The sequence below is a fragment of the Corynebacterium marambiense genome (assembly GCF_016342275.1).
GTDB classification, from domain to species: Bacteria; Actinomycetota; Actinomycetes; order Mycobacteriales; family Mycobacteriaceae; genus Corynebacterium; species Corynebacterium marambiense.
This window is the reverse complement of the sequence record NZ_JAEIOT010000015.1, coordinates 135430-149978: the sequence shown is the minus strand read 5'-3', so window position 1 is coordinate 149978 and position 14549 is coordinate 135430. Positions and strand designations below refer to the sequence as shown.

Genomic DNA, 14549 nt, shown 5'->3' with positions numbered 1-14549 from the left:
CGAGCCTTCTATCCCTCGTCCGTCGAGAGCGCCGCGACGAAGGCCTCCTGCGGAACGGAGACGGAACCGATGTTCTTCATCCGCTTCTTGCCTTCCTTCTGCTTCTCCAGGAGCTTGCGCTTCCGGGAGATGTCGCCGCCGTAGCACTTCGCGAGGACGTCCTTGCGCAGGGCGCGGATGTTCTCGCGGGCGATGATCTTCGACCCGATGGCCGCCTGGATCGGCACCTCGAACTGCTGACGCGGGATGAGGTCCTTGAGCTTCACGGTCATCTTGTTGCCGTACCACTGGGCGTTGTCGCGGTGCACGATGGCACTGAACGCGTCGACGGGTTCGCCCTGAAGGAGGATGTCGACCTTCACCAGATCGGATTCCTGCTCCCCGGCTTCCTCATAGTTGAGGGAGGCGTAGCCGCGGGTGCGGGACTTGAGCATGTCGAAGAAGTCGAAGATGATCTCGCCGAGCGGCATGACGTAGCGGAGTTCGACGCGATCCTCGGAGAGGTAGTCCATGCCGCCCATCTGGCCGCGTTTGGCCTGGCACAGTTCCATGGTGGTGCCGACGAACTCGGCGGGAACGATGACCGTCATCTTGACGATGGGCTCCCAGACTTCCTTCGGTTTGCCGCCGGGCCAGTCGGAGGGGTTGTGCACGGTCATTTCTTCACCGGATTCGGTGACCACGCGGTAGCTGACGGATGGTGCGGTGGAGATGAGATCGAGGTCGAACTCGCGCTGCAGCCGGTCCCGGGTAATCTCCATGTGGAGCAGGCCGAGGAAGCCGCAACGGAACCCGAATCCGAGGGCGACAGAGGTCTCGGGCTCGTAGACGAGCGCGGCGTCGTTGAGCTGCAGTTTGTCGAGTGCGTCGCGAAGATCCGGATACTGCGCCTGGGAGATGGGAAACAGTCCGGAGTAGACCATCGGGTTGGGTTCCGCGTAGCCCTTGAGGGCTTCCTCGGCACCCTTGTTGGCCCAAGTGATGGTGTCGCCGACCTTGGACTGGCGGACATCCTTCACACCGGTGATGAGGTAGCCGACCTCGCCGGGACCGAGTCCGACGCATTTCTTCGGGGTGGGGCTGACGATGCCGATTTCGAGAAGTTCGTGGGTGGCCCCGGTGGACATCATCTTGATTTTCTGACGGGGTTCGAGGGTGCCGTCGACCATGCGGATGTAGGTGACCACGCCACGGTAGGTGTCGTAGACGGAGTCGAAGATCATGGCGCGCGCGGGGGCGTCGGCACCCTTGTCGGAACTTGGCGGCGGGACGAGTTCGCAGATGCGGTCGAGGAGTTCGGGGACGCCTTCACCGGTCTTGCCGGACACCCGGAGAACGTCCTCGGGTTCGCAGCCGATGATGTGCCCGATTTCCTCGGCGAACTTGTCGGGGTCCGCGGCGGGAAGGTCGATCTTGTTCAGGACGGGAATGATTTCGAGGTCGTTCTCCATCGCGAGGTACAGGTTCGCGAGCGTCTGTGCCTCGATGCCCTGCGCGGCGTCGACGAGCAGGACCGCGCCCTCGCAGGCGTCGAGCGCGCGCGAGACCTCGTAGGTGAAGTCGACGTGGCCGGGGGTGTCGATGAGGTGCATGACGATCTGCTCGCCCTCGTGCGCACCGGAGCGCGGTACCCACGGCAGGCGCACGTTCTGCGCCTTGATGGTGATGCCGCGTTCACGCTCGATGTCCATGTTGTCGAGGTACTGGTCACGCATGTCCCGGGCATCGACCACACCGGTCAGACCCAGAATCCGGTCCGCGAGGGTGGACTTTCCGTGGTCGATGTGGGCGATGATGCAGAAGTTACGGATCTGCTTGGGGTCTGTGTACGTAGCTTCGGCAAAATTGGCGGCCATGTGTGTGACGGTCCCTTCCTAATTGGAGCTCTCCTGACACTACCCGACTGTGCAGCCGCAGCCCACGCGCATCGGACACACCACCGTCGGGCACGGGAGGACACCCGTCCCCTCGGCACCGGATACCCGCCCCCGACGTCCCGGCAACGACTAGGATTGTGAGCTGTGAACGATGGTGGACGACGCGAGGACAGCTGGTTCCACCGCGCCCTGACCTCGGTACTCGGGCGGGGGGACAGTGCGCTCGATCAGGGGCTCGAGGTGATCAACGACCGCCTCGGGCTGAATCCGGCGAGTCATGCACCCGTTCATCGGAACATCAAGTCGGGTACCAGCTACGCGACACAGCCGACGGCGGCCATGGCACGCAGCATCTACTACGCCCCCGATATGGATGGCCAGGCTGATCCTGGCGAGGTGGTCTGGATCTGGGTGGACACCGACGGTCCCGCCTCCCCGGCCCGGGAACGGGCGATCATCGTTATCGGTCGTTCCCGGCAACATTTGCTGGGACTCGTGATCTCCCCCAACCCGGAGCATGCGGAGGAGGACAACTGGCTCGGGATCGGCTCGGGTCCGTGGGACGAGTCGGGTAAACAGTGTTGGGTTCGCATGGACAAGGTGCTCCAGATCCCCGAGCTGGAGATCCGCAGGCAGGGAGCGGTCATCCCCCGGCACAGGTTCGAACGCATCGCCAACCGGCTGCGCAGTAACTACGGGTGGGGATGACCCGAACCACGAGGTTTGGTGGGCACCCCGGAGACTGGTACTCTGTCAAGCTGTTATTCACTTTCCGGGCGTGGGTGTCGGAGCGGTCAGGACCTTGGGTCCGCTCAAGAGAACGCATCCACCGCGACCGTGATCCATCGTGATCACAGGTCTGGACGGTTCCGGCCGGTGGTTTCATCACACCCAACCACGAGTTCAAGAGGTATGTTCAATGGCTAACATCAAGTCCCAGATCAAGCGCGTCCGCACCAACGAGGAGCGCCGCCAGCGCAACCAGCACGTTCGGTCCGCGGTCCGCACCGAGATCCGCAAGTTCCGCGCGCTGGTCGAAGAAGGCAAGAAGGACGAGGCCACCACCCAGCTGCGTATCGCTTCCCGCGCCCTAGACAAGGCCGTGACCAAGGGCGTGTTCCACCGGAACAATGCCGCCAACAAGAAGTCCGCCATGGCGTCCGCACTGAACAAGATGGACTAGTTCCGCCCCCACAGTGTGGGAAGCGAGAAGGTCCCTGTCCCGGTGATTCCAGGACAGGGACCTTCTCGCGTTACCCCCCTCCAACCGACGGACGCTCAGGTCATTCTCCGCGGCAGATGGGCGCAGGTTCCGGATCCCCAGCGTAGTCGGGGGCGCGGACTCCGGGGTGATCATCCCCGATTCTGAACGGTAGGGACCGGCAGAAAGGCTGGTCGCCCATACCCTCCGGGATGCTCGTGGAATGATTCCGAGACCAGCACCGGATGGGGCTGTCCGATTCACCCATCGGGAGTGACACCGGACAGCCTGACCCCGCGACATCGACGTATCTGAAAGCACTGTTGGTGACGGGACTCATCATCGCCGTGCTTCTGCTCGTGATCGTGATCATCGGGGGCTGTCTCTCGAATGGGATCCCAGGATGACGCAAACGCCTCCGAACAGGGCATATCGAGGCGCATCCAGGATGGGGACAATTCCGGGGAGGCCGGGCCCGTGACGGCAACGGAGACGACGACCCTCACGGCAACGAAGCAGATCACCCCACCCGTCGGCAGTACACGGTGCCGAACCTCCGGCGGCTGGGACGTCTTCGCCGCGACAGAGCGGACCAGCTGCCCCTTCTCCGTCACAGTCGGAGAACAACTGCGCGCCGGTCGCGCCGGCCCCGGATGGGAAACCCGGACATCACTGTTGGTCTACAGCCCCGTCACCGAGAAGAATTACGTCGTCGTCTGCGGTTCGTCGGGGGGAGAGAACTACGACTGCGCCACAACCACCGATGCCCGGGTTATCCTCATCAAGCGATGATCTCCCGACGACCCGATGTGCGTAACCATGCGCCGACGTTCATGTAAGGACCCCCATGACCGACAACCAGGACTATCAGTGGGATTCCTCCGAGGTCTACGATGACTGGGGGCAGTTGATCCCCCCAGAATCGGAACCACCGGAGCCTGGAGAACCCACGCGGAACAGCTCACCCGGGTGGCTCCCGCAGAGTACCACCGCATCCACCGGGCGCAGCACCGCGACAGTTCCGGTCCTTCTCAGTGTCGCTGTACTGACCTCGCTGACCACCGCTCTGGTCATCTATCTGCTATTCCTCACCGCTGGTGACACCCCTGACAGTAAGATGGTGTCGCAGGCTCAACCGGTGTCCACCGTACCGCTCACCGACGCTGTCACAGAGAACACTCCACGCAAATCAACCGTTTCCCCATCCTCCCGAAGCACCACAACCTCCACGGACCCGGTGGTACGTACGGCCTCACCGAAACGGGATTATCCGACCCAGTTCACCGGGACGGGATGGGATCTCAAGGCATCCAGGTTGATAGCTGCGTGCGAACCCGGTGAAGACGCCGTCCTCGCTGCACGCAACAACTCGGTGTTCGTGACAGTCTGCAGTACCGGGTCCAGGAGTACCTACCACGGTTTCGTCACCGGCACCGGAGCCCTCGACTGGCCAGTGGATGCATCCAGGTCGGATCCCCACCTTCACCGCTACGTTGTGGACACTGGCGACGCGAAGATCACCGTCACCCCGACCAGACTCACGGTGTCCGTCGGGAGCAGTCTGGAGATGGACGAGACATTCGACGAGTGGTGGATCGACGTCAACTAGCAGAGGCAGCGGCACGCTGCACCTGCCCGGAACAGGCGAGATCCGCGACGTAGAACCCGGAAACCTCCGCAACACCGACGTAGTACTCGCCGGCCTTCGCCTCGGTGATTCCTCCCCCAGTGTCGGCCGCCAACCCCCATCGTCGATCTCGATCCCCGTGATCGGCCACCTCACTGCCTCCCAGATGTGCGATCAGGGCATCGGTCTTGGCTCGATCCAGTCGATCTTCCGCCACAACCAGGCTCATCACCCCGCGTACACCGTGGAAGTAGCGGTGATCCAGACTCAGGAGGAAGGTTAAATCCGCCGCCACCGACTCCACCAGTGTCTGCCCGGTAGCGGCCTTGAATAGGGTGACCAGGTCGAGCTCCGGATGAATAGCACGTGGATTTCGTAGTAGCGGGGATCCTTCGGGGCACCTACTTGCCTGCCTGGGGCAGGATGCGGGCCTTATCTTTATTGAATCAGGTCAGGGAGTAACACTCATCGTCGCTGCGGTTGCCGATGACCCACCAGATCACGACACGGTCACCATTGACCACCTCGTAGATGATGCTCAGATCGCGGTCTCCCACGGCGAGTTTCCGAAACCCTGTCAGGTCACCGCCTCTGCGACTGCCCAGAGGATGGCCGTAACCCTGGGGAGCGACGGCGAGCTTGTTCTTGATAGCGGCTGCCACCCGCTTCTGCGATCCACCGTCAAGATCCCGGAGGTCCTCTTTTGCGTCCGTAGTGAATTCCACCTGGAAATTACCGTCTGACATATCAGGCTGGACGCACCGTAGTCCTTGTCGCTGTCTTCGCTGCTGTCATCGTGGAGGTTATCCCCGTCGATGCCGGACTCTGCGAAGACATCCGCAGCTGTTTCGCGCTTCCCCCATCGGCGAGCTTGCGGGTCAGTGCCAACTCCAGATCAACGGCATCCTGGTGTTCAGCGTCCAGACGCTCGAGCTCTTCGGCTGACACCACCACCGCGATGGGGCGTTATCGCGCAGAATTACTTTGCGCTCGCGCCCTTTGGGATCGGCAATGTACGCCGATGGCCGCTGAGAGAAGTCTGTGATGCTGGTCAGGACGGGTATCGGTGTGCATGTTCCGCTCCTTTTCGGAGGTTTATTCACCCCCTCAATACGTGGAATCAAACGTATTTAAATCCCTTTCCTAATGCAGTCCAGCACCGCATCGCTGCCGAACAATACCGGGTCCTCAGGATCCCATCGCATCGCTGCCGCCAGCGAAGGCATCCCCAGAATTAACCTGCACATCGCCATAGCACCAGTCTTTTCTCAACCGAGGCGGCATGAGCCAGATGAGATACCTTTGCGCTCAACATGTGCTCCGCTGACCGCCGAGAGGTGTTAGCGCCCGTAGTCGAGGTATATCAGGCGCTGGTTCCCGGATTTCCCGCTGGTGTCACCCAGCACCATTCCCCAGACCAGAACCGCGGATTCGGGGCCCATCCGGTGGGACGTAACCTGGGTGAACGAATCTCGGACGTGCCCGGAAAATGGCGCCATCCCCAGAGACCGCGCAGTTCCTCGAGGGACTGCGCGGTGAGTACGACGGTTCGGTTCCATGTTCCCCGATCAGCACTGACCTGCACCACGGACCCCGCAGCAGCTGCGCGTTCCTCCTCGCCCCGGAGGAACGCGGGAAGCTCTACCGGGTATCCGGATCCCCGGAGCCGCAGCAGCCAGGACCCATCCCGATGTGTGTCGCCCGGTGACGATCCGGCTTTCAACCGTGGCGTGTCACACCGACGCCAGCTGATGCCGCTCAGCGGCGTTCCCCCGGAATGAAGTGGTCACTGCGGTGATCGCCCCGCATCCAACGATCAGGGGAACGTGTCCGGGTGCCCGGGGCACCACCGCGAGTGCCGCTGCCGCGAGGACAGGTGTGTGACCCCGGCCCTCCCCGTGCGGGACACGAGGACTGCGGCAACAACCGTTCGCACGACAAATGCCGACGTCAGGAGCCGCAGCTCGCTCACAGGGTAGCCAGACCGTCGAAACGTGCGAGCGTCGCGAAAACGATTCCCGGCACTGAGCCGAGATCGGATGGCCAATCGATAGTAAAAACCATAGGTTCCGGCCACAGCTACTGGGTCGACGTTGGCGACGCACACATTTACGTCACTTACGATGAGACCGCTGTCATCGTAAGCACTGAGATAGCCAGGTACGAACAGCTCACCAAATGCTCGCGAAGTGAATCAATCCGGTAGGCGTTCCACACGGTGGACTGTCCTGTGCACGACGCCACGGTTCAACTGGCCAGCTCAGCTATCCTCCGCACCGCGTGCTCGATGGCGTAACCGTCATCGGCGGCCTGCCCCTTCACGGCCGCGTCGAGGTCCGCGACGATGATCACGGCCTCCGACACAGCCTCACCGTTCCATGTTCGCGCCAACCGCGCGGTCTTCTCAACCTTCCACGGCGGCATCCCCACGACCCGTGCCAAACCGTTCGCATCGATCCTCCCGCGGGTGGAGTAGAGCCGGGCGATGGACCCGACGGTGGTGGACAGTGCCGCGGCGAGCATCACGGGTGACAGCCCGAGTTGGAGTGCCCTGCGGGTGGAAGCGACGGCACGCTGCACCTGCCCGGAGCAGGCGAGGTCCGCGATGTCGAACCCGGAAACCTCCGCAACACCGACGTAGTACTCGCGGACCTTCGCCTCGGTGATCTCTCCCCCGGTGTCGGCGACCAGCTGACTCACCGCGCTGGCCAATTCCCGCAAATCCGAGCCCACTCCCTCCAGGAGCGCGCGCGTGACATCGGAGGTAACCCGCACCCCGTGGTTCCGGAACTCCTGGTTGACGAAGGCCGGGCGTTCACTGGGCTTGACCTTGTCCGCACGGTGGACCTCCGCCAGTTTGGACAGCTTCGGCACCATCGCCTTAGTCCGACCCGCCCCGGTGTGCAGGATGATGAGATAGATCCCGGGTGCGGGATTCTTCGCCGCAGACAAGATAAGGTCAGCCGCGTCCTTTCCGGCGTCCTGGGTACCGGTGAGAATGAGGACACGGTCCTCACCGAACAACGAGGGGCTGAGGAGTTCGGCGAGGTCGTTGGCGTTGACGTCCCCGGCGCGCATGGTGGTGACGGGGAGTTCGGTGCCATCGGGGAGAGACTCCCGGACGGCGGTGGTAACCGCGATGCGGGCTCGCTCGGCGAGGAACTCCTCTTCACCGAGGATCAGGTGCACGGGGCCGGGGGCAGACGGTTTCACGCGCTCCATCGTGCCACAGTCCGGGATCCCGTCATCCCGGCGCCGGAGGGTACGCGGTCAGATGCGGTCCGGACAGTGATCCCAGCACCGCGGCGGACACCGCGACACCGATCAGAATCCGGACATACCCGGCACAGACCGCCCACACGATCCAGCAGCAGCCGAGGGTCACCCACGCGACCCCGAGCCATCCCTCCGCCACCGGCACCACCGCCAGGGGCAGGGAGGACAACAACTCAGCGACTCCGGTGATCCACCGGGTACACGGTGTGATCAAAAACAGCGGCAACCCCGCGAGTGCCTCCCCGGCGCCGGGTATTACGGCGAGAATGGCGGCGATAATCCCGAGGATCGTCACCGGGGCGACGGCAGGCGCGGCGAGGACGTTCGCAGCCACGGACACCAGGGAGACCCGTCCGGCCATGACCGCGACGATCGGCATGGTGACAACATCAGCGGCGATCGCCACGGACAGCGCCCGGACGACGACCGCCGGCCAACCGGTCGCCGCGAGCGGGCGGTGGAACAGCGGATGTAGGGCGATGATCCCGACGGTCGCAGCAACCGACAGGGCGAATCCGTATTCCACCGCCAGGTCACTACGCCAGCACAGCAGCACGATGACCGCGAGACACAGCGCATGTACGGGTTCAGCACGGGTGGATGCCACGACGGCAACCAGCCCTACGATCCCGGTGGCCGCGGCGCGCAGCACGCTCGGTTCGGTGCCGACGAGGATGACGAATCCGAGGAGCACGGCGACCGCCCCGCCCACCTGGGCACGGGGACCGAGTCCCAGAGCACGGGCGAGAAGAAACGCCGCGGTGGTGACGATCGCGACGTTCGATCCACTGACCGCCGAGAGGTGGGACAGCCCGGTGTCGAGGTACAGCTGCCGCTGTTTCTCCGACTGCCCGCCGGTATCCCCGAGTACCATTCCGCGGACCAGACCGGCGGAGTCGGAATCCAGCCACCGGGTGGTGGCATCCACCAACGCCGAGCGGACTCGCCCGGCCAATCGGTCGGGGCCCGTCGGCTCACGGAGTTCGATGATTGAGTGTGCGTCGAGAACCAGGGTTCCGACACCGGGTCGATTACCGGCCTGCACATCCGCGCTCACCCGCACCACGGACCCAGTGGTTCCCGCATGGGTATCGTCTCCTCGGAGGAACACCGGGAGATCCGCCGGATATCCAGCGATCCGTAGCCGGAGCAGCCGGACACCATCTCCAACGGATGCGGGCGTCGCGACAACCCGCCCCTCGACCGTGGCGCGCCCCACCGAATTCAGTGGGTGTCGGTCAGCGGCGACCACCCGCATCAGGGATGTGACCATAGCTGCCGCCCCGCACGCCGCGATCAGGAGACTCTGCCCCGGAGCACGGAACGCGACGGCGATCAGCGTTGCTAAGGCAACGGGCACGAGCCCCACCCATGCCATCCGGGTCATCAGCACTACGACGACAGTCGCCCAGACGACCACGGCGGACGGGAGGAGCCGGAGCTCCGTCACAACGAGACCAACCCCTCGAGTCTGGCGAGCTTGGCGGGCCCGATGCCGGGTACCTCGACGAGGTCGTCGACGGCGGTGAAACCGCCGTGTTCCGTGCGGTATGCGATGATCGCCGCACTGGTGGCCGCCCCCACGCCAGGCAGGGACTCAAGCTGTTCCGCGGTCGCCGAATTCAGCGGGACCGGCATGCCCGCAGTCGCCGCGTCAGCAACGGGGACGGCGGCGCCCGGTTCGGGGATCACCAGCTGCATCCCGTCGACGAGGCGGGCGGCGAGGTTGATGTGCCGGATGTCCACGTCCGGGAGCACCCGGGCCGCGGACAGAGCATCCGCGGCGCGACTACCCGCTGGGAGTTCGTGGAGGCCGGGATCCTCCACCGCCCCGACGACAGAGACCACTATCGACTCCTTCACAGGTGCATCCTGCGTCGGGGTGCCGCCCGGTACCTGCGCACTGGCGACTGCAGGCGGGGATGGCGGCTGGGGAACCTGCGGCGAGGTGGCCGGGGCGCGGAGCATCAGCCACCCGAGGATCAGGACCCCAACCACGGCGAGGGCGATCACCCCCTGCCGGAGCGTGACGTGGAAACGGGGGCGGGGAAACGGGACATCGAGAAACTCCTCCTCTCCGGTCGGATGAGTGAGTTCCGCGAGTCTGTCGGTGATCCGCTGGCGCATGCGGTGAACCCTAGATCGCCCGTTCGACCGGCGGCGACGTGGGCGTGACGGGCTGTGTATAGCTGCAGTTGTAGCAGCTAGCCTCCTGTGGAGATCCCGTCAGCGAGTTCCGCGGCGTCCGCCGAGTAAACCATGGACACGGCGACCGCACCCGGCCCCGAGTGCACGGCAAGCACCGGGTCCATGTCGACGATCATCAATGTGGAGCCCTCGGGTAGCCTCTCGGTGAGCATCTGTGCCAGTGCACGGGAGGCTTCCCGGGCCTCGTGCTGCTGGACCGCAGCGAATACCGGCGTGTCCCCGACTCCCTGGCAGGAGAGTTCGACCAGCTTCGCCAGTCCCTTCGACTGCGTTCGGGTCTTGGCGAGGATCTCCAGCCGCCCATCCTTGAGATGCAGGATGGGCCGGTTCGCCAGTCCCGTCGGGACGGTGGAGATCAGTTGCGTCGCGGTGGACAATCGGCCTGAGCGGCGCAGCTCATCCATCCGGTGCACGTACAACCACATGTCGCCGCGGTCGAGGACGTCGACCGCGGCGTCGTAACAGGTCTCGAGATCCGCGCCGTCCTGCGCCAGCTTGGCCGCGGCCATGACCGCGGCCCCCACCCCCATGCCCATCGAGGAGCTGTCCACGACGCGGACCAGATCATCATCGAACACGGCGGCGGCGGTCACGGCGTTGGACCAGGTGGAGGACAGTTCCTTGGACAGGTGAAGAGCTAACACGCCTTCATCCCCGCCGCGTTCCAGCTGTCGTGCGTAGACCGCCACCAGTTCCAGGGCGGACAACCCTGAGGTGGAGCTGTCCTTGCCGTTGCGCATCATGTGCAGATCGATGACGGTGATGTCCAGGTCATCGACGACGGCGTCAGGCAGACAGGCCGCCGAATCTGTGACGACGCGTACGGGCATGGGGACGAAGGCTCCTCACAGTGGGAATTCTCACAGTGGCATTTCAGGTTTTTTGTTCACCTAAACGTAGCACCGGGAGTGGACCTGGTCCGAACCGAGAGGATCAAGCCGCCGGGTAGCTGACGCCGGCGTTCCAGACATCGAGGTACCAGCGGGCGCGGGTAACGTTCTCCGGGGTGAAGATCGCTTCGGGCATGACCTGGCCAGCATCACCGAGGGCATCCCTGCTACCGGGGTAGAACGGCGGTCTGGCGGTCAACTTCGCCCAGTGGCAGTTGTCCGGTCCATTCAGGATCGGCAGCTGCTCGGGGGCGATGTTGAGGAGGGATGCGGTGAGCGCCTTCAGCGTGCCGCCGTGGGCTACGAGGAGAACCGCGCCGGAGTCCCAGTCGTCGTATGCCGCCATCAGCTCATCAACAACCTCACGCGCCCGGGCACCGACCTCAAGGTGGGTTTCCCCACCAGGCGGGGCCCAGTTGACGTCACGACGCCAGATCGCCCGGGCGCCGGGGTGCGCGGCATCAACCTCGACGTTCGTCTTCTCTTGCCATTCACCCAGATCCGTTTCCCGGAGGCGGCGGTCCTTCTGGACGGGGAGACCGAGCGCGTCAGCGAACGGCGTCGCCGTGTCGTGTGCCCGGGTCAGGTCGGAGGAGAGGATCCGGGTGATCCCGAAGGAACGGAGCGGCTCGACGACGGCCCGCGCCTGAGCGCGCCCGATGTCGGAGAGTGAGGAGTCGTAGTGCCCCTGCATCCGTCCGGTGGCGTTGTAGTCGGTCTGGCCGTGGCGGAGCAGGATCAGTCGGCGGGTCACAGTTCGTTCGCGTCGGGTTCCTCCGACGCGAGCGGAATCTCGTCGATGGAACCGACGGTACGGACGTCGACGTCGTTCAACCAGGTCTCCGGACGTTCCGGGGTCTCGATCCCGTCCACCTCGATGAAGGGACAGTCGCGCCAGAGTCGGTCTAGTCCGTAGAACTCGCGTTCCTCGGAGCGCTGGACGTGGACGACAATCTCACCGTAGTCGAGGAGGGCCCAACGGCCCTCGCGGACACCCTCGCGGCGGATCGGCTTCGCGCCGGCCTCCCGGAGCTTGTCCTCCACCTCGTCGACGATGGCGCCGACCTGGCGGTCCGTCGCCGCGGAGGCGATGACAAAACAGTCGGTGATGATGAGCTGTTCGGAGACGTCGATGACGGCGATCTCTTCCGCGAGCTTCTCTGACGCGGCCTGGGCGGCGACGGTGGCGAGCTTGATGGAGGTGGTGGTTGCAGGCACAGGTTCTCTTCCGTGGGGGGTCTTCTACTTCTGGTGCGTCTATCCGGTTGAAACAGGTTCCAACGCCGCGGTGATCATCGCGCGGATGCACACTCTTGGCTTCAAGTGTCCCACGGTTTGCTCGTTACGGCACATTTACTCGTGGTCACCTGAGTGGGAGGCGCAACTCTACCGCACGACCGGTGCTCCTTCGACTCAGGACCTCACGGGGTGGGATCGAGAGCGTCATCGGCGCCACCCGGACGATAGAGCTGTCGTTTCGCGATGTACTGGACGATCCCGTCCGGGACGAGATACCAGAGGGGCCGCCCTTCGGCGGCGCGCGCGCGGCAGTCGGTCGACGAAATCGCCATCGCGGGGATCTCGATAAGGGACAGCCGCTTCCGGTGCATCTCGGGGAGGATGGCGGCGTCGAGTTCATATCCGGGGCGGGTCACCCCGACGAACTCCGCAAGCGAAAACATCTCCTCCCAGTCCCGCCAGGTGACGATCTTCGCCAGCGCGTCGGCTCCGGTGATGAAGAACAGTTCCGCCGTGGGGAACTGCTTCCGCAAATCACGCAACGTGTCCACGGTGTAGGTCGCTCCCCCACGGTCGATATCGACCCGGGAGACGGTGAACCGTGGGTTGGACGCGGTCGCGATGACCGTCATCAGGTAGCGGTCCTCCGCCTCACTGACGTCGCGGCCCGCCTTCTGCCACGGCTGTCCGGTGGGTACGTACACCACGAGATCTAGGTCGTGGAGATCGGCGACCTCACTCCCTGCGACGAGATGCCCGTTGTGGATCGGATCAAACGTCCCACCCATGATTCCGATTCTCCGAGGCGCAGAGGGGAGACGCGCGGCACCCGCAGATGGCCCGCTTCGTTCCTGGGAGGTGGTCATGGGCGGAAATTCTACCTGTTGGACGTCCGGAGGGGCGGGCGTCCCGTCCACGGTGGCTCAGGGTCGGGTCTGCCCGTCGCCGGTGAGCACCCACTTCGTGGTAGTGAGTTCGGGCAACGCCATCGGCCCGCGGGCGTGCAGTTTCTGGGTGGAGATGCCGATTTCCGCGCCGAAACCGTACTGTTCCCCGTCGGTGAACGCGGTCGAGGCGTTCACCATCACCGCTGCGGAGTCAACACCCGCGACGAACCGGTCCGCTGCCCTGATGTCGGTGGTCACGATCGCGTCCGTGTGCCCGGATGACCACCGGGAAATGTGCTCGACAGCCCCGTCGACGCCGTCAACCACACCGACGGCGATGTCCATCGACAGGTACTCGTCAGACCAGTCTGCGTCGGTCGCAGGTTCGACGTCCTCCGCGCCGAACGCCGCGAGCGTGTCAACGTCCCCGTGGATCCGGACACCCGCCCCCTGCAGCGCCTCCACGACCCGCAGCTTGTCGTCGTCGGGGAGCGCGGCGTCGAGAAGCACCGTTTCGGTGGCGTTGCAGACACTCGGGCGGCGGGTCTTGCCGTTGATGACGATGGCGATGGCCTGCTCCAAGTCCACCGCGCCGTCGATGTAGACGTGGCAGTTGCCGGTCCCCGTCTCGATAGCGGGCACCGTGGCACCGGTGACCACGGCCTCGATCAACCTGGCACCGCCACGCGGAATAACGAGGTCGACCAGGCCACGTGCGGTGATGAGGTCCTGCACGCTGTCATGGGTCTCACACGGCAGGAGCTGCACGGCCTCACGCGGCAGCCCCTCCTGTGCGAGGACATCCTGCAGCACGGCGACGAGCGCGGCATTGGAGTTGCGGGCCGACCGCGACCCGCGCAGGAGCGCGACGTTGCCGGATTTCAGGGCGAGACCGAAGGCGTCGACGGTGACGTTGGGGCGGGCCTCGTAGACCATGCCCATCACCCCGAGCGGTACCCGGACCTGGCGCATGCGGATACCGTTCGGCAGGGTCTTCCCGCCGGTGACGTCCCCCACCGGGTCAGGAAGGGCCGCGACCTGACGCAGGCCACTCGCGATCCCGGCGATCCGGTCCTCGTCGAGGGCGAGCCGGTCGATCAAGGAGTCACTCATTCCGGCGTCACGCCCGAGTGCGATATCGCGGGCGTTGGCTTCCAGGATTTCCCCGGAGCGGGAGACCAGCGCATCGGCTGCGGCGAGTAGCACGGCGTTCTTGGTGCCGGTGGTGGCCTGTGCGATCGTCCGTGCGGCACTCTTCGCGGCGCGGGCCTTCGCCAGAACTTCCTCGCGTTCCTCCTCGCGGGATCCGGAGATCGTGTCAGCATTCTTAGCGGGGTTCATGCC

The 14549-nt window shown here is 64.7% G+C and carries 15 protein-coding genes and 1 pseudogene; 5 read left to right on the top strand and 11 right to left on the bottom strand.

What is annotated here, in order from left to right; translation table 11 throughout:
- Positions 1-8: 8 nt before the first annotated feature.
- Positions 9-1856 (bottom strand): translation elongation factor 4, encoded by a 1848-nt coding sequence (lepA, locus tag JDV76_RS11000; RefSeq protein WP_198736938.1) that lies wholly within the window; start codon positions 1854-1856, stop codon positions 9-11.
- Positions 1857-2021: 165 nt separating this feature from the next.
- On the opposite strand from lepA, the gene JDV76_RS10995 reads away from it, so the two are divergent.
- The 4 genes from JDV76_RS10995 to JDV76_RS10980 all read left to right on the top strand — a co-directional run bounded on the left by JDV76_RS10995 (position 2022) and on the right by JDV76_RS10980 (position 4687).
- Positions 2022-2585 carry a type II toxin-antitoxin system PemK/MazF family toxin gene (locus JDV76_RS10995; RefSeq protein ID WP_198736937.1) on the top strand — a complete coding sequence of 188 codons (564 nt, stop codon included), beginning with the start codon at positions 2022-2024 and terminating at the stop codon, positions 2583-2585.
- Positions 2586-2796: 211 nt separating this feature from the next.
- Positions 2797-3060 (top strand): 30S ribosomal protein S20, encoded by a 264-nt coding sequence (gene rpsT / locus JDV76_RS10990; protein ID WP_198736936.1) that lies wholly within the window; start codon positions 2797-2799, stop codon positions 3058-3060.
- A 408-nt stretch (positions 3061-3468) separates the two neighbouring features.
- On the top strand, positions 3469-3870 hold the full coding sequence (locus JDV76_RS10985) for a hypothetical protein (protein ID WP_198736935.1): 402 nt from the start codon (positions 3469-3471) through the stop codon (positions 3868-3870).
- Positions 3871-3925: 55 nt separating this feature from the next.
- Positions 3926-4687 (top strand): hypothetical protein, encoded by a 762-nt coding sequence (locus tag JDV76_RS10980; protein WP_198736934.1) that lies wholly within the window; start codon positions 3926-3928, stop codon positions 4685-4687.
- Here the strand turns inward: JDV76_RS10980 and JDV76_RS12705 are convergent.
- Together JDV76_RS12705 and JDV76_RS10970 are read right to left on the bottom strand one after the other, a co-directional pair.
- Positions 4686-4820: pseudogene (locus tag JDV76_RS12705) on the bottom strand (DNA polymerase III subunit delta); the annotation flags it as partial. The gene JDV76_RS10980 and the pseudogene JDV76_RS12705 overlap by 2 nt on opposite strands.
- Positions 4821-5151: 331 nt before the next feature.
- Complete coding sequence (locus JDV76_RS10970) at positions 5152-5451, bottom strand: type II toxin-antitoxin system RelE family toxin (RefSeq protein WP_198736933.1); 300 nt, start codon at positions 5449-5451, stop codon at positions 5152-5154.
- 743 nt (positions 5452-6194) lie between these two features.
- Between JDV76_RS10970 and JDV76_RS10965 the strand changes: the two genes are divergently transcribed.
- The gene (locus JDV76_RS10965; RefSeq protein ID WP_198736932.1) at positions 6195-6413 is read left to right on the top strand and encodes a hypothetical protein; all 219 of its coding nucleotides are present in this window, start codon (positions 6195-6197) and stop codon (positions 6411-6413) included.
- 539 nt (positions 6414-6952) lie between these two features.
- Here the strand turns inward: JDV76_RS10965 and holA are convergent.
- From holA to JDV76_RS10925, 8 genes are all read right to left on the bottom strand, one after another.
- The gene (holA, locus tag JDV76_RS10960) at positions 6953-7927 is read right to left on the bottom strand and encodes a DNA polymerase III subunit delta (RefSeq protein WP_198736931.1); all 975 of its coding nucleotides are present in this window, start codon (positions 7925-7927) and stop codon (positions 6953-6955) included.
- A 22-nt stretch (positions 7928-7949) separates the two neighbouring features.
- Positions 7950-9431, bottom strand: coding sequence for a ComEC/Rec2 family competence protein (locus tag JDV76_RS12955; RefSeq protein WP_198736930.1), 1482 nt, complete (start codon positions 9429-9431; stop codon positions 7950-7952).
- A complete protein-coding gene (locus tag JDV76_RS10950; protein WP_198736929.1) occupies positions 9428-10108 on the bottom strand; it encodes a ComEA family DNA-binding protein in 681 nt (226 codons plus the stop codon). Before JDV76_RS10950 ends, JDV76_RS12955 begins: the two co-directional genes overlap by 4 nt.
- A gap of 77 nt (positions 10109-10185) precedes the next feature.
- Complete coding sequence (locus tag JDV76_RS10945; protein ID WP_198736928.1) at positions 10186-11019, bottom strand: DegV family protein; 834 nt, start codon at positions 11017-11019, stop codon at positions 10186-10188.
- Positions 11020-11122: 103 nt separating this feature from the next.
- Entirely contained in the window at positions 11123-11833 is a 711-nt protein-coding gene (locus tag JDV76_RS10940; RefSeq protein WP_198736927.1) for a histidine phosphatase family protein, read from the bottom strand.
- On the bottom strand, positions 11830-12297 hold the full coding sequence (gene rsfS, locus JDV76_RS10935; protein WP_198736926.1) for a ribosome silencing factor: 468 nt from the start codon (positions 12295-12297) through the stop codon (positions 11830-11832). The genes JDV76_RS10940 and rsfS overlap by 4 nt, the downstream gene beginning before the upstream one ends.
- A 203-nt stretch (positions 12298-12500) precedes the next feature.
- On the bottom strand, positions 12501-13184 hold the full coding sequence (nadD, locus tag JDV76_RS10930) for a nicotinate-nucleotide adenylyltransferase (protein WP_198736925.1): 684 nt from the start codon (positions 13182-13184) through the stop codon (positions 12501-12503).
- Positions 13185-13241: 57 nt separating this feature from the next.
- On the bottom strand, positions 13242-14546 hold the full coding sequence (locus JDV76_RS10925; protein WP_198736924.1) for a glutamate-5-semialdehyde dehydrogenase: 1305 nt from the start codon (positions 14544-14546) through the stop codon (positions 13242-13244).
- Between the last annotated feature and the right edge of the window lie 3 nt (positions 14547-14549).

Bases quoted from the DNA above. Each gene is read 5' to 3' on its own strand.
- holA (WP_198736931.1), bottom strand. From the start codon at position 7,927: ATGGAGCGCGTGAAACCGTCTGCCCCCGGCCCCGTGCACCTGATCCTC.
- JDV76_RS10950 (WP_198736929.1), bottom strand. From the start codon at position 10,108: ATGCGCCAGCGGATCACCGACAGACTCGCGGAACTCACTCATCCGACC.
- JDV76_RS10985 (WP_198736935.1), top strand. From the start codon at position 3,469: ATGGGATCCCAGGATGACGCAAACGCCTCCGAACAGGGCATATCGAGG.
- nadD (WP_198736925.1), bottom strand. From the start codon at position 13,184: ATGACCACCTCCCAGGAACGAAGCGGGCCATCTGCGGGTGCCGCGCGT.
- JDV76_RS10980 (WP_198736934.1), top strand. From the start codon at position 3,926: ATGACCGACAACCAGGACTATCAGTGGGATTCCTCCGAGGTCTACGAT.
- JDV76_RS10925 (WP_198736924.1), bottom strand. From the start codon at position 14,546: ATGAACCCCGCTAAGAATGCTGACACGATCTCCGGATCCCGCGAGGAG.
- rpsT (WP_198736936.1), top strand. From the start codon at position 2,797: ATGGCTAACATCAAGTCCCAGATCAAGCGCGTCCGCACCAACGAGGAG.
- lepA (WP_198736938.1), bottom strand. From the start codon at position 1,856: ATGGCCGCCAATTTTGCCGAAGCTACGTACACAGACCCCAAGCAGATC.
- JDV76_RS10970 (WP_198736933.1), bottom strand. From the start codon at position 5,451: ATGTCAGACGGTAATTTCCAGGTGGAATTCACTACGGACGCAAAAGAG.
- JDV76_RS10965 (WP_198736932.1), top strand. From the start codon at position 6,195: ATGGCGCCATCCCCAGAGACCGCGCAGTTCCTCGAGGGACTGCGCGGT.
- JDV76_RS10945 (WP_198736928.1), bottom strand. From the start codon at position 11,019: ATGCCCGTACGCGTCGTCACAGATTCGGCGGCCTGTCTGCCTGACGCC.